We start from the raw sequence: 21626 nt of genomic DNA, 5'->3' as shown, positions 1-21626 counted from the left end.
CGGAGGCGCCGCTTTTTTATCTCCCCCTGTCAGGTGCCGGGCTATGCCAGCGGCAGGTAGATGTCGGTGACCAGCTCATGGGTGGGCACCTCGTGTACAAAGTTGTGGTAGTGGAAGAAGAGCGGAAAATCCCGCAGCTCTTCGCCGCTGGCGGGCAGCCAGTCGCGGTAGAGCGCCCGGGCACAGTCGGCCAGGAGGTCGTGGGAGCCGTGGTGGCGTACCACGGCGCAGCGCCCGGCCGGGATGAGGGCATTCTTCACGCCCCACTCATTGTCCTCGGCGACGGGGGCCTCGACGCTGCCGCAGAGGGTAAAGCGAAACGCCGCACCCTCCGTCGTGGCGGGGTCGTCCGGCGCCAGGCCATAGGTCCGGCTGGTGGCGACCGGGGAGCCGCCCGTGGCCTTGCGCCACTGGATGAAGCGCGCCGCGGTGTCGTTGATGCGCTCGGGCAGGCCCTGATGGGTCAGGGCGGCGACGGCGGTCTGCGGGAACTGGATGATGTCGACTCGCATGGGGTCAATCCTCTTTGTGGGGGGCCGTGGCAGGCAGCGATGCCAGCTGGCCCAGTCCGGGTGCTGCCTGAACTGGCTGGGCGTCAGGCCGAACGTCTGCTTGAAGGCGCGACTGAAAGATTCGCCATGCTGGAAGCCGGCATCGAGGGCGATATCAGTCACCTTGTCCAGAGGCGCGAATGCCAACCGGTAAGAGGCCCGCTTCAGCCGCAGCAGTTGGATGTAACGCCCCAGCGGCACGCCGCAGTAAGCGGCAAATTGCCGATGAAAGTGAAAGGGCGAAAAGTGCGCCACGGCGCTGAGCCGCTCCAGCGACAGGTCGTCGTCGAGATGGCGCTCGATGTGCTCGGTCACCGTTTGAAAGCGTCGGCGGTAGGCCTCTGTCTGGTTGTGATCCATGGTCTCTCCTCTGTGCTGCCCACTATCGGCCAACGGGCCCGAGCTGTCCTGACGGATCTTGCTCTCTTTGGTTCCCCTCGGGGATAAGAGCCATGACCGCCAGCCCGGCGGGCGCTGCCTGACTTGTCGCGGGTTCGTCAGGCCAGCAGCAGGGCTGCCCCCGTCAGCAGGGCGGCGAGGGGCAGAACGGGGAGCCGTGGCACCCGCAGCAGGTAGAAGCCGACGGCTGCCAGCGCCAGATCGGTGGGGGAGAGCACGGCGCTCTGCCACACCGGCTGATAGAGGGCCGCCAGCAGCAGCCCCACCACGGCGGCGTTGATACCGGCCACGGCCCCCGCCAGACGGGGGCGGGCCAGCCAGTGCTGCCAGCAGGGGCCCAGCGCCCAGAGCAGCAAGAAACCCGGCAGGAAGAGCGCCAGGGTCGCCAGCAGCGCCCCGATGAGGGGAGTGGAGGGCAGCAGCACGGCGCCCAGGTAGGTGGCCAGGGTGAACATGGGGCCGGGTACCAGCTGGGCCAGGCCGTAGCCGGTCAGGAACTGCTGCTCGCTCAGGTGGTGACCCAGGCTCTCCTGCAACAGGGGCAGCACCACGTGACCACCGCCAAACACCAGGCTGCCTGCCCGGTAAAAGTCGGCCAGCAACTGGCTGACGGGGCCGCTCGCCACCAGTGGCAGGCCGACGAACAGCAGGGCGAACAGCAGCAGGGTCGGCCAGTGAGGCTGGCGATCCGGAGTGGACGCGGGGCCCTGACTCCCCGGGTGCGGCTCGCGCAGGGCACAGAGGAGGGCCGCGCCGAGCAGCATGGCGACCTGGGTCAGAAGACCGGGGGCGCACCAGAGGGCGGCGGCGGTGGCCACCATGACCCCCTGTTGCAGCGCCGTCTTGCAGAACTGGCGGCTCATGGTGAGCACGGCATCCGCCACCACGACGAGCGCCAGCAGCTTGAGGCCGTGCAGGGCGGCGTCCAGCCAGAGGTTGCCCGCAAGCTGACCCAGACCGACGGCGGCCGCCAGCAACAGCAGGAAGGAGGGGAGGGTAAAGCCGACGAAGGCGGCCAGGGCGCCGCCGATGCCGGCGCGGTGGCGACCGATGGCAAAGCCGAGCTGGCTGGAGGCCGGACCCGGCAGCAGTTGGCACAGGGCCAGCAACTGGGCGAACTCCGCCTGGTTCAGCCAGCCCAGCCGCTGGACAAAGGTGCGCTGAAAATAGCCGATATGGGCGGCCGGCCCGCCAACACTGATGCACCCCAGCCACAAGAACTGCATGAATACCTGTCCCATCTTCCCCTCCTCGTCATCATCCTGGCCCGGATAATATGACAAAAAAGTGACAGTTTGGTGACGGTACGCCCTCCCGCGCTGCCTGCCATCAACAGGGGCTGGCGGGGTGGCTGGTCGCCTCCGCCAGCTGACGAGAGGTGCTGGGGTGACGCGCGGCAGCCTGCCGGTGAGGGTCAGGGGGCAGGTTGTGCCTGGGGCAGGTAGCATTGTCCCGCCAGCCAGCAGGCGATGGACTGGCGACTGGCATCGAAGTGAGGCTCGGGCAGATTGTGCGGGTCGCACCAGATCCAGCCCTCGCATTTTTCCGGCTCCAGCAGTTGCGGCTCCCCGTCCACCTCTGCCAGCAGGGTGACCGAGATGTAGTGCAGGCCGCTCTCGCGCCAGGTCTCCAGGTTGTTGGTGACGGCGATGACGCGAGGCTGGCGGATGACGAAGCCGGTCTCCTCCGCCACCTCCCGGATGGCTGCCGACTCGAAGGTCTCCCCCAATTCCAGATGACCGCCGGCGATGGACCAGTAGGGGGCATGGCTGCCCTTGCGCTTGCCAAGCAGTACCTGGCCCTGGCCATTGGTGAGAATGACGCCGACACCGACGCGGGGATAGGGGGTAGACATAGGGGAGGCTCCTTGCTGAGACGGCGGGGTGCGCCAGGGAAAACGGGCCCACCTTAGGTGGGATGGGCCCGTTGCGCAAGCTGCCTGTTCAAGGGCGATCGGATGCCGATTTTCCATCGCTTAAATGGATGGGTCTGGCGACATTCTATCTGTTAAATAGATGGGAAATGCCCCCGGATCAGGGCAGTCTGACCAGCATCTTGCCGGTATTGTGGCCCTGGAACAGTCCGATAAAGGCTTGCGGCATGCTGGCCAGCCCCTCGCTGACGGTCTCCTCGGCCTGGAGGGTGCCCGCCTCGAAGGCCGGCATGGCCTCGGCCAGGAACTCCCCGTAGTGCTGCCAGTGATCGGAGACCAGCAGCCCCTGCATCAGGATGCGCTTGCGGATCACCTGGGAGAGGTTGCGCGGGCCGCTGGCCTGGCCGTTGCTGTTGTACTGCTCGATGAGGCCGCACAGCACGATGCGCCCGTGCACCACCAGGTGGTTGAGGGCGGCATCCAGCATGGCGCCCCCCACGTTTTCGAAGTAGACGTGGATGCCTTCGGGGGCGAGGCGGGCCAGCTCGGCGTCGAGATCCGGGGTCTCCCGGTAGTTGATCACCGCATCGGCTCCCAGGGTCTTGAGGTAGGCGACCTTGTCGGCCGAGCCGGTGGAGCCGATGACCCTGGCTCCCGCCTGCTTGGCGAGCTGGACCGCCATGGTGCCGACCGCCCCGGAGGCCGCCGAGACCAGCAGGGTTTCACCGGCCTTCAGGTGTGCCACCTTGTGCAGGCCCGCCCAGGCGGTCATGCCCGGCATGCCGAGGGCGCCGAGGAAGCGCTGGGGCGGCAGGGTGGTGTCGGGCAGGCGGGTGAGCTGGGCGGCGTTTGCCACGAAGGCATCCCGCCAGCCCAGCATGCTGCTTACCTTGTCCCCCACCTTGAAATCGGGGTGGCGCGATGCCTGTACCGTGCCGATGGCGCCGCCGTCGAGGGGACCGTTGAGGGGGAAGGGGGGAACGTAGCTTTTTGCCTCGCTCATGCGGCCGCGCATGTAGGGATCCACCGACAGCCACTGGTTGGCGACCTGCACCTCTCCCTCCTGCAGGGCGGGCAGGGGCACGTCCCGGAGGGCGAAGTCCTCCAGGGTGGGGAGACCGGTGGGGCGACGCAGCAGTTGGATTTGATGGCTGATGGCATTCATGGGCATTCTCCGGCAGTGGGGCCGCGCGTCGGGCGGCGGCCTGGTATTTTTATTTGTGTGCAAACTAAAATCAGGGTAGTCCTGAACGCGGGGGCTGGCAACTGTTTGTGTGCAAACTATTCAGCCCCGAAGTTGATGGGGTATACTGCCCCCCTTGTCGTCAGCGAGGTCCTCCATGAGCGAATTGAAAAAGCAGGTCTGTTTTGCCCTCTACAGCGCCTCCAATGCGGTGATGCGTGCCTATCGGCCGCTGCTGGACAAGCTGGATCTCACCTATACCCAGTACCTGGTGATGCTCTCGCTCTGGGCCCGGGACGAGGTCAGCCTCAAGGAGATAGGGCAGGAGACCGGACTGGATGCGGGCACCCTGACCCCCATCGTCAAGCGGCTGGAGAGCAAGGGGTGGCTGACCCGCACCGTCTCCCACGAGGATGAGCGGCAAAAGTGCATCAGTCTGACCGAGGCGGGACGCCAGTTGCAGCAGGAGGTCAGGGAGTGCTGTCTGGCGGACAGCTTGCGCAATCAGGTGGATCTGGCCGATGCTGAGTTGGCCCAGCTCAAGCAGCTTTGCGATCGCGTGGCGGCGCAGCTGGGGCGCTGATCCCTTTTCCCGTCAGGAGTGACCCGATGAAACCCATGCAATCCCTGCTGCCTCTGTTTGCCATCCTGCTGTGCGCCTGCGCCGATACCTCCTATCCCCGTTCCGAGCTGCAGATCGACGATGCCGATGCCTGGCAGGCCATCTGCAAGGACGGGGTCCGGGTGAGGGCGGTCACCGACGAGGGGATCTGTGCGGATCACCGCGGGGTGGCCATGTGGACAAATAAACCAAGGGCTGCACGGATGGCAGAAGAAGCGGCCAAGTAGTGTGACCTGTACGACATAAAATGACATGACCGGCCATGGGGCCGGTTTTTTTTCGCGATCTTGCCAGCACTTTGGCACCTTGTTCATGGTGCACTCATTTTTCTCTTCCCATACTGGCCCTCAAGGTAGCAAACCAACAGGAGAGAGAGATGCAATCATCCATCGTCGGGCTCTCCATTCTGTGGGGGCTGGCCAGCTTTGGTGTTCAGGGGGATTTCATCGAGAGCCGTGATACCGCATCCCCCTCCTGGCAGGCCGAGTCCAGAGTGGAGATGGAAGGGTACTTGATGGAGTCGTTGGGCGCCGATCGCTGGGTGTTCGACAACGGCAGCGAGAGCCTGGAAATCTCTCTGCCCAAAGGGCAGTGGGTGTCGACCGGTGAGCGGCTGCGGCTGCGCGGCGAACCCCTGCAGGAGCAGAGTGGCTGGTTGCTGCAGGTGCAGGATGTCAGCCAGGTCGAGGCATGACGAGGCGTTTGCCACCTGGCGGCGCGATGGCGCCCGGGTGCTGTGTTGACCGCGAATGCCCTTGATAGCAGAGACAAGAAGAGGAGGCCCGGGCCTCCTCTTGCTTTTGGTGCTCCCCGGATGAGGGGTGGGTTGTCAGCCCAGGTGGTTGAGGGGCAGGGCGGTCTTGTGCTTGATGCGGCGCAGCACGAAGCTTGAACGCACCCCGGTCACGCCGGAGATGTGGGTCAGCTTGTCCAGCAGGAAGTGCTGGTAGTGCTCCATGTCCCGCACCACCACCTTGAGCTGGTAATCCGCATCGTTGCCGGTGATGAGGTCGCACTCCAGCACTTCGGGCAGATCCTTGACGGCGCGATCGAAGTTCTCGAACCGCTCCGGAGTGTGCCTGTCCATGGAGATGTGAATGTAGGCGGTGAGGGTCAGCCCCAGCTGGCGGGCATTGAGCAGGGTGACATGGGTATCGATGAGGCCGGCATCCTCCAGCGCCTTGACCCGGCGCGAGCAGGGGGAGGGGGAGAGCCCGACCAGCTCGGCCAGCTCCAGGTTGCTGATGCGGCCATTTTCCTGCATCAGCTCCAGAATATGCCTGTCTATACGATCAAGTTTCAGCATTCTCCGTACCTCTTCGCAATTACTAATCCACTTTTCCTAGATTAAGGGTGAACTATTGCAAAAACAACTGAAAATACCTGCTACTTCACAACCACTCACCGCATCGCGGGGAGTACCATGATTACATCTTCCGGTGGCAAGACAGGCGCCCGACCAGGCACCTGTGGTGAAGGACCTTACCGGGTCAAGAGCCCCATCAGCCGTTCGACCTTATCGGGAAACAACGGGCTGGAACGAGAGCACCTCCTCCCCGAAGGCAACAAAGCAGGCATCCCGGCGCCTGCTTTGTTGTTTTTGCGTTCCGCCCGCTCAGGGGTGGGGCGGCCGGATGCGATAGAGGCAGCGGCTGTCCCCCTCCAGCAGATACTGCTCCCGCTCCACCTCGGCCGGCGCCAGCAACCGGCGAAACAGCGCCAGCTCGCTGCGGCAAAAGCCCCGACAGGCCCTGGCCGCACTGCAGATGGGGCAGTGACTCTCCCACCACAGCCAGCTGCCGTCCTCCTCCTGCGACATGTCCGCCATATACCCCTCCTGGGTGCGCAGCGCCTTGAGCGTCATCAGCCTGTCTGCCAGCGCCGGCTGGGTCAGCCTGGATTCATAGCGAGCCTGCATCTGCTGCTCCCGCCGCGTGATGAGCTGCTCCATGCCCGCGTCGCCAAACACCTGCCGGATGTCGTCGATCAGCTGCAGGGTCAGATCGCCATGGGTGTCGGGGAAGCGTTGCCAGGCCTGGTCGGTGAGGTGCCACAGGCGCACCGGGCGACCACGGCCGCGGGCCTCGTCACTAAACCCCACCCAGCCCTCGGACTCCAGGGCCATCAGGTGCTGGCGTGCCCCCATGGACGTCATCTGCAACTGGTCGCCGAGTTCGGCGGCGCTCTGGGGGCCGCGGGTTTTCAGCAGATAGAGGATCTTGTCGGTACTGGCGTTCATGGGGGCTCCGGTGGTGGGTATCGGTGCGGTGACCGCCTGGATGAGGTCATTATGGGTAGCAGGGAGATTTAAATCAACAATTTGCTTTACTTAATGGACGACCCCTCACAATATAAATAAACCGATGACTTTATTTAATGAGGCGAAGATGGAAGGGATCAAGGGACAGGCGACCCTCTGGGTATTGGTGATGACGGTGACGCTAGCGGTGGCGGGATTCAGCCTGCCTTCCCCCGTCCTGGCGCCGCTGCTGCTGGATCCGGCCCAGGGCATGTTGACGCCACAGGCGTCGGACTGGAGCCGCAAGGTGTGGCTTGGCGTCATCATGGGGCTCTATCCGTTGTTTCAGCTGGTAGGTGCCCCCTTGCTTGGCCGCCTCTCCGATCGCCATGGGCGCAAGCCGGTGCTGACCCTCTGTCTGGTGGGGGTGCTGGCGGGGTATGTGCTGATGGCCCTCGGCATCGCCTGGCGTTCCCTGCCGCTCTTGCTGCTGAGCCGGGTGGTGGAGGGCTTCTTCAACGGCGACATCGCCATCGTGCAGGCGATGGCGGCGGACATGAGCACGGCCAGGACCAAGGCCCGCAACTTCGCCCGCATCAACATCGGCATGAACCTGGGCTGGGTGGTGGGCCCCATGATCGGGGGCTATGCGGCCGTGGTCTCGGGGGATTACAGCCTGGCGGCCTGGCTGGCGGTGGGGATGACGGTGATCAACCTGCTGCTGGTGCTCTGGCTGCTGCCCAATCGTCCCCCGGTGCCGGCGACCCGGGATGAGGCTCCCCTCTCGACCCGCCAACTGCTGCTGCAACCTCGTCTCCTGCCCTACTTTGCCCTGACCCTGGCAAGCTACGGGGCGGTGCAGCTCTACTTCACCTACTTCAATGTCTGGCTGGTGGAGCGGCTGGCATGGGATCCGGTGCAACTGGCCCAGGCCGCCGTGCTGGTGAGCGTGCCCATGATGCTGGGCTCCTGGATCGGTGAGCAGTTGGCACGGCACTGGCGCGGCAGCTCCCTTGGCATCGTCGGCCACCTGGTGATGGCGGCGGGCATGCTGATGTTCATCCTGCCGACCCAGTGGTGGGGGCTCGCGCTCACCTTCATCCCGGCCGGCATCGGCATGAGTCTGGGGGAGCTGGCCACCTCGGTGGCGGTCTCCAACCGCAGCCATGCCAGCCAGCAGGGGCAGGCGATGGGGCTCTACCGCGGTCTGGCGGTGGGCAGCGAGATCCTGGCGGTGGTGCTGGGCAGCCTGGTGCTGCTGGCGGGGACCGAATGGCCCTTCTACCTGGCCGGCCTCTGCGGCGTGATCTGTGCCCTCGGCTTCTACGGATTGCGCAGACGGGCGGACAGGCGAAACGCCGTGGCCGGGTGCGCCGAGGCGGGCTGACGAAGGGCGCGGGGATCACAGTTCGGCGACGGGGTGACGGGCCGGACTTGCATCGCGGCGCCGAGTCTGGGACGGTATGGCTCTTTGCTCCGCTGTTCCCGCCCCCCGGCGAGCGCGTCTCCCATCATGGGCCTTGCCATGCCCAGTCCGCATTCCCGGCGGTGAGATGTGTCGTCATGGCACTGGAAACGGGAGGGGATGGCGCCGCACCCGTCTCGACATTCTTGGAGGTGATATGAGTCGTTATCAGGCCATTGCATTGGACATGGACGGTACCCTGCTGACCCGGGATCACAAGATCTCGTCCGCTACCCGGGCTGCCCTGGCCCAGGCCCGGGCCCACGGCATCAAGGTGCTGCTGGTGACGGGTCGCCACTTCATGACGGCCCGTCCCTTCCACCACGAGCTGGCCCTCGACACCCCCATCATCTGCAGCAACGGCGCCTACCTCTATGATCCGGTGCAGGAGAGGATCCTCGCCGGGGATCCCCTGGCCGTGGCGCCCCTCAGCGCCCTGCTGGAGGAGGTGCAAGCCCAGCAGATGGGGGCGCTGTTCCACCTGGGGGACGGCATCGGCTACCTGGGCTGCGAGGAGCACGTGGGCCGGATGCGGCGCTGGTCGGCAACCCAGCCGGATCACCTCAAGGTCTCCCTGCTGCCTGCCGAGGATATCGAGCTTTGGTTGCAGTCCCCCATCTGGAAGCTGGAGTTGTTCAACCAGGATCCCGGCCGGTTGCACCGTTTCGTCGGGGAGGTGGTGGAGAGACTGCCCTTCACCCGTGACTGGGCGGCCCCCTATGCGGTGGAGCTGGTGCAGCCAGGTTGCAGCAAGGGCAACCGGCTGGCCCAGTGGGCGGCGAGCGAGGGGATCGCCATGGAGAACCTGGTGGCCTTTGGCGACAACAACAACGATATCAGCATGTTCGAGCAGGTGGGGCTGGCGGTGGCCATGGGCAATGCGGCGCCCCAGATCCAGGCCCATGCAGACCGGGTCACCGCGGATCACAACGAGGATGGCATCGCCCTGGCGTTGCAGCGCTGGGTCCTGCCCGCCTGAGGGGAAAAACAGTCTGCGGCATAAACAGAAAGGGGCCATGTCGGCCCCTTTTTGTCAGCTCCCGAAGGAGAACTGGATCACCCGATCCGGGAAGCGCAGCCGGTTGTAGTCCCGGTATACCCCTTCGTAGTGACGGATGGCGCGCTCGCGCTGGGCACGATAGTAGTCGCGCTGGCGGCTGTCGCTCTCGCCCCGGATCTGCTGATCCAGCTGGTGGATGCTCCGCTCGGTGCGCTCCAGCTCCTGCTGCAATTCGCCGAGGCGCTGCTCCAGCAGGTACTCCTTGCGGCCGCGCTCGAACTGGGTGAGGAAGCTGGTGTCGTTGGGGCAGACCCCCAGGTATTCGCTCCCCTCCCGTCCCTTGCTGTAGGCAAGCTCGGGGATGCAATAGAGCTCCAGCCCCTTGGCGTAGCCTCGCTGCCACTCCGCCTCATCCACCTTGAGGCCGTACTCCCCGCAGGTCTTCTGATAGTCGCGGGTGGCGCTCCGGGTCTTGCCCTGCTCCCCGTCCTGATAGCCCTGGTTGTACCAGCTCATGGCACGGCACTCCTCCTCCGAGAGGGAACTGCACCCGGCGAGCAGGAAGGGAAGGGTCAACAACAGGATCTTGGGGGACATGAGGGGGCTCCGACAGCAAAGGGGGTGGGGCATTCTAGAAGAGGAGGCCCGTCCGGGACAAGCACCGGGCGAGGGGGCCGTATCATGATGTTTTTATCAGTATTTTCAAGCCGTTGTAGACGGGCTTCCGGCAGCCTTTTCTTGCCGGGGGAGGCAGGGTAAACTGCGCCTACTTTTAACTGGCATGTAACATAAAAACAATGAAAGTCCTGACCGTCGATTATCGCTCCCCCGATGCGGCCGAGCGCTTCACCGAATCCCTGCGCACCACCGGCTTCGGAGTGCTGACTCACCACCCCATCCCGAAGGAGCTGGTGCAGTCCATCTATGACAACTGGTATCGCTTCTTCATGAGCGAACAGAAGCAGGATTTCCTGTTCAATCGCGAGACCCAGGACGGCTACTTCCCGCCCTCGGTGTCCGAGGTGGCCAAGGGGCACAGCCAGAAGGACATCAAGGAGTACTTCCACATCTATCCCTGGGGCCAGATGCCGGCAGAGCTGAAAGAGCAGGCGATGGAGTACTACCGCCTCGCCAACGATCTGGCCGCCGAGCTGCTGGGCTGGGTGGAGCAACACACCCCGGGCGATATCGCCGCCCACTACAGCTGCCCGCTCTCCTCCATGATCGAAGAGAGCCACAAGACCCTGCTGCGGGTGCTGCACTACCCGCCCTTCGACGGCACCGAGGAGCCGGGTGCCATCCGCGCCGCCGCCCATGAAGACATCAACCTGCTGACCATTCTGCCCGCCTCCAACGAGCCGGGCCTGCAGGTGAAAGGTTCAGACGGGGAGTGGATGGACGTGCCCTGCGATTTCGGCACCCTCGTCATCAACATCGGCGACATGCTGCAGGAGGCCTCCCGCGGCTACTACCCCTCTACCACCCACAGGGTCATCAACCCGACCGGGGGCAGTGCCGCCAAGTCCCGCATCTCCTTGCCGCTCTTCCTGCACCCCCGTCCGGATGTGGTGCTCTCGGAGCGTCACACCGCCCACAGCTATCTGATGGAGCGGTTGCGGGAGCTGGGGGTGATCTAATCCCGCCAGACCTGGGCAGACAACAAACCGGAGCATCCCCGCTCCGGTTTTTATTTTGTGGCACGATTGGTTGGTTATCCGAATTTTATTGGTTAATGGTGCTAAAAACTGAGTTTTATATCGGATATACGCCGAGTGATTGCGCGCCCGCGGGCGTACTCTGAGCGCCATTTCGGGCCTCGCTGGCAGGCCCTTCCCGTGGAGTTCTTATGAAGCAGTCCCAATGGTCATCCCGGCTCGGTTACATCCTGGCCGCCGCAGGTTCCGCGGTCGGTCTCGGCGCCATCTGGAAGTTCCCCTATGTCACCGCCGCCAACGGTGGCGGCGCCTTCCTGCTGGTCTTTCTGCTGTTCAGCTTCACCCTGGGGGTGGCGGTGCTGATGGGGGAGACCCTGATCGGTAGCCTGACCCGGCGCGGGGTGGTGGGCGCCTTTGGTGAACTGATGGGCAAGCGCTGGCGCTGGGTCGGTGCCATGGGCTTGCTGTGCAGCCTGCTCATCTTCTGTTTCTACAGCGTGGTGGGCGGCTGGACCCTGGGGTACACGGGCATGGCCCTGGCGGGGGAGCTGCAACAGGGGGACGGCGCGGCACTGACCGCCCGTTTCAACGACTACGTCGGTGATCCGCTCTGGCCGGTGCTGACCCACCTGCTGTTTGCCGGCTTGACCTGGTGGTTCGTGCGGGGCGGTGTGCAACAAGGGGTGGAGCGTACCCTGCGCTGGATGATGCCGGCCCTCTTCATCATGATCCTACTGCTGGTGGCCTTCGGCCTTACCCTGCCGGGCGCCATGGCCGGGGTGCGCCACTTCCTGATGCCCGATTTCAGCAAGCTCGGCATGTCGGGTGTGCTGGACGCCATGGGGCTGGCCTTTTTCTCCCTCTCCATCGGCCTTGGCATCCACACCACCTATGGCGCCTACCTGCCTTCCAGTGAAGGGGTCGGTCGCTCCAGCCTCTGGGTAGTGCTGCTGGCGAGCGTCATCGCCGTGCTGGCGGGCCTGATGATCTTCCCGGTACTGGCGGCGACCGGCATTGACCCGGCCTCGGGCCCGGGCCTCACCTTCATGACCATGCCGGCGGTGTTCCAGCAACTGCCCTTCGGCCAGGGGCTGGCGGTGGTGTTCTTCTCTCTGCTGGTGGTGGCGGCGCTCTCCTCTTCCATCTCCCTGCTGGAGCACTTGCAGTGCTTCCTGTGCGAGAGCCTGGGCTGGTCCCGCCGCGCGGCGTGCAACCTGGTCATTGCCCTGGTGATGGCGGGTGGCATCCCGGTGAGCCTGTCGTTCGGTCCCTGGGCCACCCTGACCCTGTTTGGCAAGAACATCTTCGAGTTGCTGGACTTCATCACCTCCAACCTGATGATGCCCCTGTTCGGGCTGGCCCTGACGCTGCTGCTGGGCTGGCGGCTCGGTCGCCAGGCGCTGCCCGAAGGGCTGGCTCCCCACTGGCGGGCCCTGCTGATGGGCTGCTGGCGCTGGCTGGCTCCCCTGCTCATTGGTGGCATTCTGGTGCGCGGCCTGGTGTAGGGAGGCTTGGTCATCCCTGCCACTCCCCGGCCGGGCTGGCAGGGGAGTGGTGTGGCAGGATTGACTCTTTATAAAAATCTGTTAATTAAAAATAAATAGAGTAACAGTCTGTAATTTCGATATTTTGTTTTGGTTAAATCTGTTTTTGGTTCTGTTTTAGACTATTTCCTGTCAACTTCTCTTGCCATGGTTTAGGCTGTGGCTCCTTTTTACCGTGCAGGCGTCGCCCTCCCATGTCACCCCTTATCGCTCTCTGTGGCCGATTTAGCCCCTTCCTGGAGAGGTGACCTTGCAGGTGTCGTTTGTCTGACTGTTCATTGCAAAGGTCGCCCTCAGGCGGCCTTTTTTGTTGCGGCGCACACCGCGTCTAGCCATGGAGTATCGAACTGATGTTGTCTTGCCCGGAGGTTGTATGAGCCAGGTTCAGTGGTCTTCCCGTATTGGTCATGTGCTGGCGGCCGCCGGCTCGGCGATCGGCCTTGGCGCCATCTGGAAATTTCCCTATGTGACAGCCACCAACGGGGGCGGTGCCTTCCTGCTGGTGTTCCTGCTCTTCAGCTTCACCCTGGGGGTCGCGGTGCTGGTGGGGGAGACCCTGCTCGGCAGCCGCAGCCAGCGCGGCGTGCTCGGCGCCTTCCACAAGCTGGTGGGGCCGAACTGGCGCTGGATGGGTTACATGGGGATCCTGTGTGGCTTCTTCATCTACAGCTTCTACAGCGTGGTGGGGGGCTGGACCGTGGGCTATGCGGCCCTGGCCGTGGGCGGCGAGCTCAACCTGAGTGAGGCGAGCACCCTCACCGCACTCTTTACCGGTTATGTGAGCGATCCCCTCTGGCCGGCCCTCACCCATCTCGTCTTCGCCGGGCTCACCTGGTGGTTCGTGCAGGGAGGGCTGCAACAGGGGGTGGAGCGGGCGCTGCGCTGGATGATGCCGGCCCTGTTCGTGATGATGCTGCTCCTGGTGGTGACCGGGCTCTCCATGCCGGGGGCCATGGCCGGGGTACGCCAGTTCCTGATGCCCGACTTTTCCCACCTGACGGGGCAGGGGGTGCTCGACGCCCTGGGGCTGGCGTTCTTCTCCCTCTCCATTGGCCTCGGGGTACACACCACCTATGGCGCCTACCTGCCGAGCAGTGACGGGGCGCTGCGCTCCGGGGTCTGGGTGGTCACCCTGGCGAGCTGCATCTCGGTGCTGGCGGGGCTGATGATCTTCCCGGTGCTGGCCTCCACCGGCATCGATCCTGCCGCCGGCCCCGGCCTCACCTTCATGACCATGCCGGCGGTGTTCAACCACCTGCCGTTCGGTCAGGGGCTGGCGGTGATCTTCTTCCTGCTGCTGCTGGTGGCGGCGCTCTCCTCCTCCATCTCCATGCTGGAGCACCTGGTGCGCTTCACCACCGAGGAGTGGGGCTGGTCGCGCCGCAATGCCTGCCGGGTACTGACCCTGCTCATCATGGCCTGCGGCATTCCGGTCAGTCTGTCGTTCGGGCCCTGGGCTGACTACACCCTGTTTGGCAAGACCCTGTTCGATCTGCTGGATTACCTCACCTCCAACCTGATGATGCCCCTGTTCGGTCTGGTGCTGACCCTGCTGCTTGGCTGGAAGCTGGGGGACAGTATTGTGCCTGCGGATCTCTCGCCGCTGATGCGTGGTGCGCTGCTCTGGTGCTGGCGGCTGGTCGCCCCCCTGCTGATCGCGGGGATCCTGGTGCGGGGCTTGTTGTAACGCACCTGCCAGGGCGGCATGCACCGCCCTGGATGGCTATAGGCCCTGATGGGGACCGAGGGGCGGCAGTTTGGGGGCCAGGTGGGATCTCACCTGTTGCAGGGTCTCCCGATAGGCGTTCCCATGGTGTTCCAGGAAGGCGGCACTGTGGTTGAGACGCTGCTCCAGCCTGTCCACCAGGCGGGCCACCGCCGGGGCCGCCATGCCAGCGGGCCAGCACTGGGTCAGCAATACCAGCAGTTGCCAGGCATCCCCCGCCTGGGCCGGGAATCGCTCCTGCAGGGTCAGAGCGCTCTGCACGGCAAGCTGGAGCTGACCCGTGGTCATGGCCCGTTGCCGCTCCTCGCGCAGCTGGGTCAGCTGCTGCTCCCGCTGCGCCAGTTGCCGCGCCAGATCGTCGACCACCTGCAAAATGAGCCCCTGCAGCAGCGGGGTCTGTGCCACCGGCCCCTGATATTGGCCGAGCTGGGCCAGATAACGCTGGGCATGGTGGGGAAGCCCGCAGAACTGGCTGACGGCCACCCCGAGCAACTGGTTGAGGTGATTGTCCCGCGCCGCCTCCGGCGGGTGCTTGGCCAGCAGCATCAAGGCGTCATCGAATCGATAATCCAGACCCAGCATCAGGGCGCGCAGCAGCCCCTCCTCGTGGGCTCGCAGGGTCACTGCCTGCTGGCCGAGCTCCTCCAGGGCCTGCTGCAGCTCATGAACTCTGGCCTCTCCCGGTGGATGCCAGAGCACCGCCAGGGTCGCATCCAGCAGGCAGCGTTCGACGGAGTGGCGAAACGTCTGTTTGGGGAAGTAGCGCAGGATGAAATCGCTGGCCTGCGCCAGCACCTGACCTTCATCCCTTCGCAGCAAGGCCAGCAAAATGGCCAGCTGGCGCCACTGCGGCTGCCAGGGGCAGCGTTGCAGCAAGCCTGACAAGGTTTCCCAGGCAGGATCCCACTGCGCCTCGTGCAGTTGGCAGGCGAGAACCAGCGCCTGATGGGTGACGGGGGGCAGTCGCTCCTGGTTGCGGGCCAGATCCTTGTGGGCACTCTCCACCCGGTTCAGCCCGAGCAGGGCCTGGTTCAGCCCCTGGCGTGGCCACCAGGCATCGTACTCCGTGGTGCAAATGGCGTAGTGCTGGGCTGCCTGCACCCGTTCCCCGGCTTGCAGCAGCATGTAGCCCTTTACCCTGTCCATCTGTGCTTCCAGCCCCTTGTGGCTGGCGTGCCGGTAAAGCAGATCCTCGCACTGGGCGCAGGCGCTGCGCCACTCCCTGAGCGCCATGGGGGTGGCCAGGGGGCGGGTCACCGTGGTCAGTGCCAGCAGCGCTTGCAGGCTGTGCGCCAACTGCTCCGTGGTGAAGGGCACGGCCAGACGCAGGGCGAAATAGAGGTCGGAGGGGGGGAACTGGCCGGTGTCCTCGTCCTGCTCCAGCAGCAGGAGCACGCAGCCGGGCGCGAGCAGGCCCAGGTGGTGTGCTTCATGCAGCAGCCTGACTCCCTCGTGGGCCTGGTGGTGATACTGGCGGCAAAGAATGGCATCGAAGGCGTGCTGGCGCAGCAGGACGGGCAGGCTTGCAATCTCTTTGCAGTGGAACAGCTCGGTGGGGGGCAGCCCCAGATCACTCAGTCCCTGGGTGAGGGTCGAGCCCATCATGGCATCGTCTTCGATGAGGAGGATCTGCATCTTTGACGCTCCTTCGCCGGTCGGGGGTGGCGAGGTTGGATTCAAAGTTAGCCTCCACTCTCCCGCGAGAGCCAGAGGGGGTCAATACCCCACCTGGGTCAGGAATGGCTAAGTGCCGGCCTTGGGCGGGGCAAAGATAGCATCACTGAAGGCCGGGCCCCCTGGCCGAGAAGGGGCAGTCCCGCTGGGGGACACGCAGCTCCCCGGCGCCCGCCTCTCCCTGCCAGGCGAGCTCGAGCTGGCCCAGGCGCCCGAGGCGGCGCAGCTCGAACTCGTAGCGCAGGCAGGGGTTGTCGGTGGGCAGCTGCGTCATCCCGGCGGGCAGCCGGTAGTCGTAGCGCAGCAGGGGGCCATCTTGCAGCCGGCTTTGCACGGGCACCAGCCCCTCCGCCGTCGGTGCGGGGGCCTTGAGATAGCGGCGCAGCGCCACCGGGGCGTCGATGGCTTTTTGATAGTGAAGGCCGTTCATGGCCGCCAACTCCTCCTCCAGCCGCGTCAGCTCCCCCTCCAGTCCGCTCAGGGCGGCGCCAAGCTGTTGATGGGCCGGGGAGGCGCAGCCTCCCAGCAGCAGGGTCGCGATCAGCAGGGCGGGACGGACGGCAGACATGAAGGTTCCTCGGGTGCCAGGGTCAATGACTATAGCAGGGGATTGGTGGGCGGCGTGCCCCTCAGCAGCCCGGCGAGGCGCTCCAGCCCTTCGGCGACGCGGGCGTCGGTGGCGGGCTGACTCAGGCTGAGGCGTACTCCCTGCGGGGCGGCAAACTGGCCAGCGGCGAAGTGTTCTCCGCTGGCGACCCCCACGTCAAGGGCGTTGGCGGCCTCCGCAAACTCCTGGCTGCGCCAGGGCTCGGGCAGCGGCAGCCAGGCGTGCATAGACCCCGGCTGCCAGCGCGCTCCCGGCAACAGGTGGTGCAGGAGCTCACCCCGGCGCGCCAGGATTTTTCGCTGGTGTTCGATGAGCGGCATGATCTGGCGCTGGCTCACCAGCTTGCAGGCCAGCTCGATGAGCAGCGGACTCACCATCCAGCTCGACAGCCGCATCGCCTGGGCGAAGCCGTTGCGAAGGGCGGGAGGGGACAACACGAAGCCGACCCGCAGGCCGCCGCAGGCGATCTTGGCGAGACTGCCGAGGTAGATGACCCGCTCCGGTGCCAGGTTGACCAGGGGAGGGAGCGCACTTTCGGGCAGCAGGCCGTTGACGTCATCCTCGACGATCAGCAGATCGTGGCGACGGGCGATGGCGACGATGGCGTCGCGTCGCGCCAGGCTCATGGTGGCCGTGGTGGGGTTTTGCAGGGTGGGGGTGAGGTAGAGCAGCTTGGCCCGGCGGGTACGGCACGCGGCATCCAGCGCCTCTGGCAGCAGTCCCTCCTCATCCATCGCCAGTCCCACCACCTGATTCTTGAGCTGGCGTGCATTGCCCAGCATGCCGGGGTAGCTCAGTCCCTCGCAAAACAGGGTCTCTCCCACGCAGCCGGTGGCCAGCAGGGCCAGCATGATGCCGTGCTGGGCACCATGGCTGAACAGCAGGCGATCTTCGCTCGCCGTGATGCCCTGCTCGGCGAGCCAGTCGACGAACAGCTGGCGCTGTGCGGGGCGTCCGGCCTCCTTGTCATAACCGAGCAGGCCGTTGAGATCCCCCTGCGCCAGCTCGGTGAGCAGGGGCCTGATGATGGCGCCCCTGTCCAGCTGGACCGGGAGGTTCTGCCACAACTCGATGCGCTGGCTGTCTTCATTGCGGATCACCCATTCGTTGGCGGGATCCGCCGCTCCCCTGACCCAGGTGCCGTGCCCGACCCGGGCCGCCAGCAGGCCCCGTCGCTCCGCCTCGGTGTAGGCGCGGGTGACGGTGCCCACGGTGACCCCCAGCTTGTCTGCCAGGGCCCTGTGGGTCGGCAGCCGGGTCTCGGGTGAGAGGATGCCGGTGGAGATGGCCTGCTCGATGGCCTTGACCAGTTTGAGGTAGAGGGGCCCCTCGAAAGGGGTGAGGTCGGGCGTCCAGATTGTCATGGTGACAATAAATCCATTGATCCAAGATTGTCCGCAATATAGCGTGATTATCAGCCTTTACACAACCAACAAGCACACATTGTATCGGTACAATGTGGCGAGAAAGGAGTCTCCCCATGACCATCGAATGGTATGCCACCCTGTTTGGCTTCGCCCTGCTCACCTGCGGCACTCCCGGGCCGAATAACCTGATGTTGACGGCGTCCGGCGCCAACTTCGGCGTGCGTCGCACCCTGCCCCATCTCATCGGGGTGGCGGTGGGCCAGCCTGTGCTGCAACTGGTGCTGGCGCTCGGCTTCTATCCGCTGTTCGAGCGCTGGCCCCTGCTCAAGCTGAGCCTGCAGGTGCTGGGCAGCCTTTACCTGCTGTGGCTGGCGTGGCGCATCGCGGTGGCAGGCGCCCCCGGAGATCCCGCCAGCCGTGCCCGCCCCTTGACCCTGCTTGAAGGGCTGGGCTTCCAGTTCCTCAATCCCAAGGCGTGGATGATGGGGATCTCGGCCATCAGTCTGTTCAGCCTGCCGGGGAGCGACTACTGGCCGAGCATGTGGGGCATCATGAGTGTCTTCCCCATGGCGGGGTTCCCGGTCTGCTTCGCCTGGGTGATGTTTGGCCATCAGCTCAGCCGCTGGATCAACTCGGACAAGGGGTGGCGTCGTCTCAACGGCAGCCTGGGTGCCTTGACCGCCCTGTGCGTGGTGATGCTCTGGTATTAACAGCACCTTGACTATTCATGCAAAGAAAATGCATTGCTGACCTTGTCGTCAGGGCGTCGGCTCTGCATATTAGGAGGCTTGCCGTATCTGAACGAGGTTGAGATGGATCTGAACTGGTTGCTCCCCCTGGCGGGCTTTGCCCTTATCACCTGTGGCACGCCGGGCCCCAACAACATGCTGCTCACCAGTGCCGGGGCCGCCCAGGGGTTTCGCCGCTCCGTGCCTCTGCTGGTGGGGGTGGTGGGGGGCATCAACCTGATGATCCTGGCCACGGCCCTGGGGCTCGGGGTGGTGTTCGAGCGTCTGCCCCTGCTGCACGACGGCCTCAAGCTGGTGGGGTCGGCCTACCTGCTCTGGCTGGCCTGGAAGGTGGCCAACGCCAGTGGCCCGGCGGAGGGGAACCGGCCGCTCATCCCGGCCCATCAGGGGGCCATGCTGCAACTGCTCAATCCCAAGGCCTGGATGATGGCGCTCTCCGCCATCAGCGGCTTCACCCTGGCGGGGGAGGCTTACTGGCCGTCCGCGGGCTGGGTGCTCGGCATTTTCTTCGTGACCGGCCTCTATACCGGAGCCTTCTGGGTGCTGTTCGGTGCCCAGGTGCGCCGCCTCATCCGCACCGCCACCGGCTGGCGTCGTTTCAATCTGGGCATGGGGCTCGCCACGGCGGCCTGCGTGCTGATGATCTGGGTTTAGGCCTCGGCCTGAGCCTTTACCGGCTGTCTTGTTGGCCCTTCGGGGCCTTTTTTATTGCCGGGGCGGTGCGATCAGACGCGCCCCCTGAGGAATTGCAGCATTGGTTTGCACCATCGGGTTACATAAGGAGATCCCATGAAATGTATCGGTCTGCTGGGTGGCATGAGCTGGGAGTCCACCGTCAGCTATTACCAGGCCCTCAACCGGGGGGTACGCGAGCGGCTCGGCGGTCTGCACTCGGCGCGGGTGCTGCTGAGCAGCGTGGATTTTGCCGGGATAGAGCGGTTGCAGCACGCCGGTGACTGGCCCGCCACCGCCCGTCTGCTGGCGGCCGAGGCCAGGGCCATTCAGGCCGGTGGCGCCGATTTTCTGCTGATCGGGACCAACACCATGCACAAGGTGGCGCCGGAGATCGAGGCCGCCATCGACATTCCCCTGCTCCACATCGCCGATGCCACGGCCCATCGCCTCCAGGCCGACGGGGTGACCCGGGTGGGTTTGCTCGGCACCCGCTTCACCATGGAGCAGGATTTCTACAAGGGGCGGCTCCAGGAGCGCTTCGGGCTGGAGGTGCTGGTGCCTGATGACGCTGCACGGGAGCGGGTGCACCGCATCATCTATGACGAGCTCTGCCTCGGCGATATTCGCGAGTCGTCTCAGGCCGAGTATCTGGCCATCATCGCCGATCTGGCACAGACCGGTGCCCAGGCGGTGATCCTGGGTTGCACCGAGATCGCCCTGCTGGTGGGGGCGTGCCAGGCCGCCGTGCCTCTCTATGACACCACCGCCATCCACGCCGAAGCCGCGGTGACGCTGGCCCTTGCCTGATGTGGTGCGGGCGGGGTGAGGGGGCGCCCCTCTCGGCGCCCCGCCTGTTTTTTCCTCCTTTCATAACTGTGAGTCAGCCTTCATTTCAGCAGGGCTGAAGCCGTTTTTATTGTCAATCGGCTCACATTTCCTCTTTTTGTCTCTTGAGTCCGGGGCGTCAGACGCCTAGTTTTCGATCACTGAAACGATTCAGCTTTCACAAAAACAAGAGACACGAGGATAAATCCATGTTGAAGAAACTCTCCATTGCCGTGCTGCTCGCCCTGGGCGCCACCGCGGGTCACGCCGCCGAATTTCTGCTGACCGACTCCCAGCAAGGGCTGGATGTGGGTGACTGGAAGATCACCAGCGAGAAGCTCGGTATCAAGAGCCCGGTTCCCTTCACCATCGAGAAGAAACGCCTGCACGGCGGCCGCCAGGAAGGGGTGGATCTGCTCATCGTCGACAACGGCGTCATGAAAATCACCCTGGTGCCGACCCGCGGCATGGGGATCAAGGAGGTCAAGGCGGCGGATCTGCGCCTCGGCTGGGATTCACCGGTCAAGGAGGTGGTCAACCCCGCCTTCATCGATCTCGAGAGCCGTGGCGGCCTCGGCTGGCTCGACGGCTTCAACGAGATGCTGGTGCGCTGCGGCTACGAGTGGACGGGTCATCCCGGAGTGGATGACGACGGCCGCCTCAAGAGCCTGCATGGCCGGGTGCAGAACATTCCTGCCTCCGTGGTCAGCGTGACCGTGGACGAAGAGCCGCCCTATGCCATCCACGTGCTGGGCCGGGTGGACGAGCGCACCTTCAAGATGAGCGAACTGGTCACCTGGACCCAGCTGAGCGTGGTGCCCGGTCAGGCGGAGTTTGCCCTGCAGGACAAGCTGACCAACCACGCGGACTACGAGAACGAGTACCAGATCATCTATCACGGCAACTTCGGGGCCCCCATTCTGGAGGAGGGAGCCAGGGTGAGCACGCCGGTGAAGCAGATCTCCCCGTTCAATGACTACGCCAAGGCCGGACTCAAGGGCTGGCAAACCTATCTGGGGCCCACCAAGGGCTTCGACGAGATGGTGTTCAACCTAGTGCCCTACAGCGACGCCGACGGCAATACCCTGGCAGTGCTGAACAACCGGGCCGGCAACGCCGGAGTGGCGGTGGGCTACAACACCCGACAGCTGCCGGTGCTGACCCTGTGGAAGAACACCGACACCCGGGCCCAGGGCTATGTGACCGGCATCGAACCCGGTACCAGCTATGCCTACAGCACCAAGTACCAGCGCCCGCTCGGGCTGGTCCCCAAGATCCAGCCGGGGGAGACCAAGACCTTCGATCTGACCTATCGCCTGCTGCAAAATGCCGACGAGGTGAAGCAGGCCCTGGCCCAGGTGGAGAAGATCCAGGGCGGTCGGGCCACCGAGCTGCGCGAGCAACCCCTGGTCAAGCTGCCATAAGGGAGAGACGCCCAACAAAAAGCCGCTCCATGAGCGGCTTTTTCATAT

22 protein-coding genes are annotated in these 21626 nt (G+C 64.8%); 12 read left to right on the top strand and 10 right to left on the bottom strand.

Annotation, left to right across the window (positions count from 1 at the left end; translation table 11 throughout):
* Positions 1-41 precede the first annotated feature (41 nt).
* From AB5Y89_RS10385 to AB5Y89_RS10370, 4 genes are all read right to left on the bottom strand, one after another.
* Entirely contained in the window at positions 42-911 is an 870-nt protein-coding gene (locus AB5Y89_RS10385) for a GyrI-like domain-containing protein (protein ID WP_010672887.1), read from the bottom strand.
* A 137-nt stretch (positions 912-1048) separates the two neighbouring features.
* Complete coding sequence (chrA, locus tag AB5Y89_RS10380) at positions 1049-2191, bottom strand: chromate efflux transporter (RefSeq protein ID WP_323957674.1); 1143 nt, start codon at positions 2189-2191, stop codon at positions 1049-1051.
* A 173-nt stretch (positions 2192-2364) separates the two neighbouring features.
* Positions 2365-2805 (bottom strand): NUDIX hydrolase, encoded by a 441-nt coding sequence (locus tag AB5Y89_RS10375; RefSeq protein WP_128313058.1) that lies wholly within the window; start codon positions 2803-2805, stop codon positions 2365-2367.
* Positions 2806-2983: 178 nt separating this feature from the next.
* Positions 2984-3988 (bottom strand): NADP-dependent oxidoreductase, encoded by a 1005-nt coding sequence (locus AB5Y89_RS10370; protein WP_322131915.1) that lies wholly within the window; start codon positions 3986-3988, stop codon positions 2984-2986.
* A gap of 175 nt (positions 3989-4163) precedes the next feature.
* Here AB5Y89_RS10370 and AB5Y89_RS10365 point away from each other — a divergent pair, with 175 nt between their 5' ends.
* From AB5Y89_RS10365 to AB5Y89_RS10355, 3 genes are all read left to right on the top strand, one after another.
* The gene (locus AB5Y89_RS10365) at positions 4164-4589 is read left to right on the top strand and encodes a MarR family winged helix-turn-helix transcriptional regulator (RefSeq protein ID WP_029313694.1); all 426 of its coding nucleotides are present in this window, start codon (positions 4164-4166) and stop codon (positions 4587-4589) included.
* A gap of 35 nt (positions 4590-4624) precedes the next feature.
* Positions 4625-4855 (top strand): hypothetical protein, encoded by a 231-nt coding sequence (locus tag AB5Y89_RS10360; RefSeq protein ID WP_029313696.1) that lies wholly within the window; start codon positions 4625-4627, stop codon positions 4853-4855.
* Positions 4856-5004: 149 nt separating this feature from the next.
* Positions 5005-5322 (top strand): hypothetical protein, encoded by a 318-nt coding sequence (locus AB5Y89_RS10355; RefSeq protein WP_041211026.1) that lies wholly within the window; start codon positions 5005-5007, stop codon positions 5320-5322.
* 135 nt (positions 5323-5457) lie between these two features.
* On the opposite strand, the gene AB5Y89_RS10350 is transcribed toward AB5Y89_RS10355, so the two are convergent.
* A complete protein-coding gene (locus AB5Y89_RS10350; protein ID WP_010672894.1) occupies positions 5458-5934 on the bottom strand; it encodes an Lrp/AsnC family transcriptional regulator in 477 nt (158 codons plus the stop codon).
* 309 nt (positions 5935-6243) lie between these two features.
* The gene (locus AB5Y89_RS10345; RefSeq protein WP_326511154.1) at positions 6244-6867 is read right to left on the bottom strand and encodes a metalloregulator ArsR/SmtB family transcription factor; all 624 of its coding nucleotides are present in this window, start codon (positions 6865-6867) and stop codon (positions 6244-6246) included.
* Positions 6868-7015: 148 nt separating this feature from the next.
* On the opposite strand from AB5Y89_RS10345, the gene AB5Y89_RS10340 reads away from it, so the two are divergent.
* Positions 7016-8254: an MFS transporter gene (locus tag AB5Y89_RS10340; protein WP_368223716.1), complete on the top strand. Its 1239-nt coding sequence runs from the start codon at positions 7016-7018 to the stop codon at positions 8252-8254.
* 235 nt (positions 8255-8489) lie between these two features.
* Positions 8490-9311 carry a Cof-type HAD-IIB family hydrolase gene (locus tag AB5Y89_RS10335; protein ID WP_368223715.1) on the top strand — a complete coding sequence of 274 codons (822 nt, stop codon included), beginning with the start codon at positions 8490-8492 and terminating at the stop codon, positions 9309-9311.
* A 54-nt stretch (positions 9312-9365) separates the two neighbouring features.
* Here the strand turns inward: AB5Y89_RS10335 and AB5Y89_RS10330 are convergent, their stop codons facing one another.
* Positions 9366-9929, bottom strand: a complete 564-nt coding sequence (locus tag AB5Y89_RS10330) for a DUF2799 domain-containing protein (protein WP_010672898.1) — start codon at positions 9927-9929, stop codon at positions 9366-9368.
* A 200-nt stretch (positions 9930-10129) separates the two neighbouring features.
* Between AB5Y89_RS10330 and AB5Y89_RS10325 the strand changes: the two genes are divergently transcribed.
* From AB5Y89_RS10325 to AB5Y89_RS10315, 3 genes are all read left to right on the top strand, one after another.
* Entirely contained in the window at positions 10130-10969 is an 840-nt protein-coding gene (locus tag AB5Y89_RS10325; RefSeq protein WP_368223714.1) for an isopenicillin N synthase family dioxygenase, read from the top strand.
* 209 nt (positions 10970-11178) lie between these two features.
* A complete protein-coding gene (locus tag AB5Y89_RS10320; protein ID WP_128313055.1) occupies positions 11179-12492 on the top strand; it encodes a sodium-dependent transporter in 1314 nt (437 codons plus the stop codon).
* A gap of 412 nt (positions 12493-12904) precedes the next feature.
* Positions 12905-14218 carry a sodium-dependent transporter gene (locus AB5Y89_RS10315; RefSeq protein ID WP_041211033.1) on the top strand — a complete coding sequence of 438 codons (1314 nt, stop codon included), beginning with the start codon at positions 12905-12907 and terminating at the stop codon, positions 14216-14218.
* A gap of 36 nt (positions 14219-14254) precedes the next feature.
* Here the strand turns inward: AB5Y89_RS10315 and AB5Y89_RS10310 are convergent, their stop codons facing one another.
* The 3 genes from AB5Y89_RS10310 to AB5Y89_RS10300 all read right to left on the bottom strand — a co-directional run bounded on the left by AB5Y89_RS10310 (position 14255) and on the right by AB5Y89_RS10300 (position 17902).
* Entirely contained in the window at positions 14255-15892 is a 1638-nt protein-coding gene (locus AB5Y89_RS10310; RefSeq protein ID WP_182935809.1) for a hypothetical protein, read from the bottom strand.
* A 142-nt stretch (positions 15893-16034) separates the two neighbouring features.
* Positions 16035-16499 (bottom strand): hypothetical protein, encoded by a 465-nt coding sequence (locus AB5Y89_RS10305; protein WP_113069655.1) that lies wholly within the window; start codon positions 16497-16499, stop codon positions 16035-16037.
* A gap of 29 nt (positions 16500-16528) precedes the next feature.
* Positions 16529-17902 (bottom strand): PLP-dependent aminotransferase family protein, encoded by a 1374-nt coding sequence (locus AB5Y89_RS10300; protein ID WP_139699999.1) that lies wholly within the window; start codon positions 17900-17902, stop codon positions 16529-16531.
* A 116-nt stretch (positions 17903-18018) separates the two neighbouring features.
* Between AB5Y89_RS10300 and AB5Y89_RS10295 the strand changes: the two genes are divergently transcribed.
* The 4 genes from AB5Y89_RS10295 (at position 18019) to AB5Y89_RS10280 (ending at position 21578) form a co-directional block, all read left to right on the top strand.
* Positions 18019-18615: a LysE family translocator gene (locus AB5Y89_RS10295; RefSeq protein ID WP_039039402.1), complete on the top strand. Its 597-nt coding sequence runs from the start codon at positions 18019-18021 to the stop codon at positions 18613-18615.
* Between the two features lie 102 nt (positions 18616-18717).
* Positions 18718-19308 carry a LysE family translocator gene (locus AB5Y89_RS10290; protein ID WP_010672906.1) on the top strand — a complete coding sequence of 197 codons (591 nt, stop codon included), beginning with the start codon at positions 18718-18720 and terminating at the stop codon, positions 19306-19308.
* A 135-nt stretch (positions 19309-19443) separates the two neighbouring features.
* Positions 19444-20136, top strand: coding sequence for an aspartate/glutamate racemase family protein (locus tag AB5Y89_RS10285; RefSeq protein ID WP_043155387.1), 693 nt, complete (start codon positions 19444-19446; stop codon positions 20134-20136).
* A gap of 227 nt (positions 20137-20363) precedes the next feature.
* The gene (locus AB5Y89_RS10280) at positions 20364-21578 is read left to right on the top strand and encodes an aldose 1-epimerase family protein (RefSeq protein WP_039039404.1); all 1215 of its coding nucleotides are present in this window, start codon (positions 20364-20366) and stop codon (positions 21576-21578) included.
* Positions 21579-21626: the final 48 nt, after the last annotated feature.

This window comes from Aeromonas sp. s4, assembly GCF_040907855.1.
Taxonomy (GTDB): Bacteria; Pseudomonadota; Gammaproteobacteria; order Enterobacterales; family Aeromonadaceae; genus Aeromonas; species Aeromonas caviae.
This window is presented reverse-complemented; position numbering and strand designations above follow the sequence as displayed.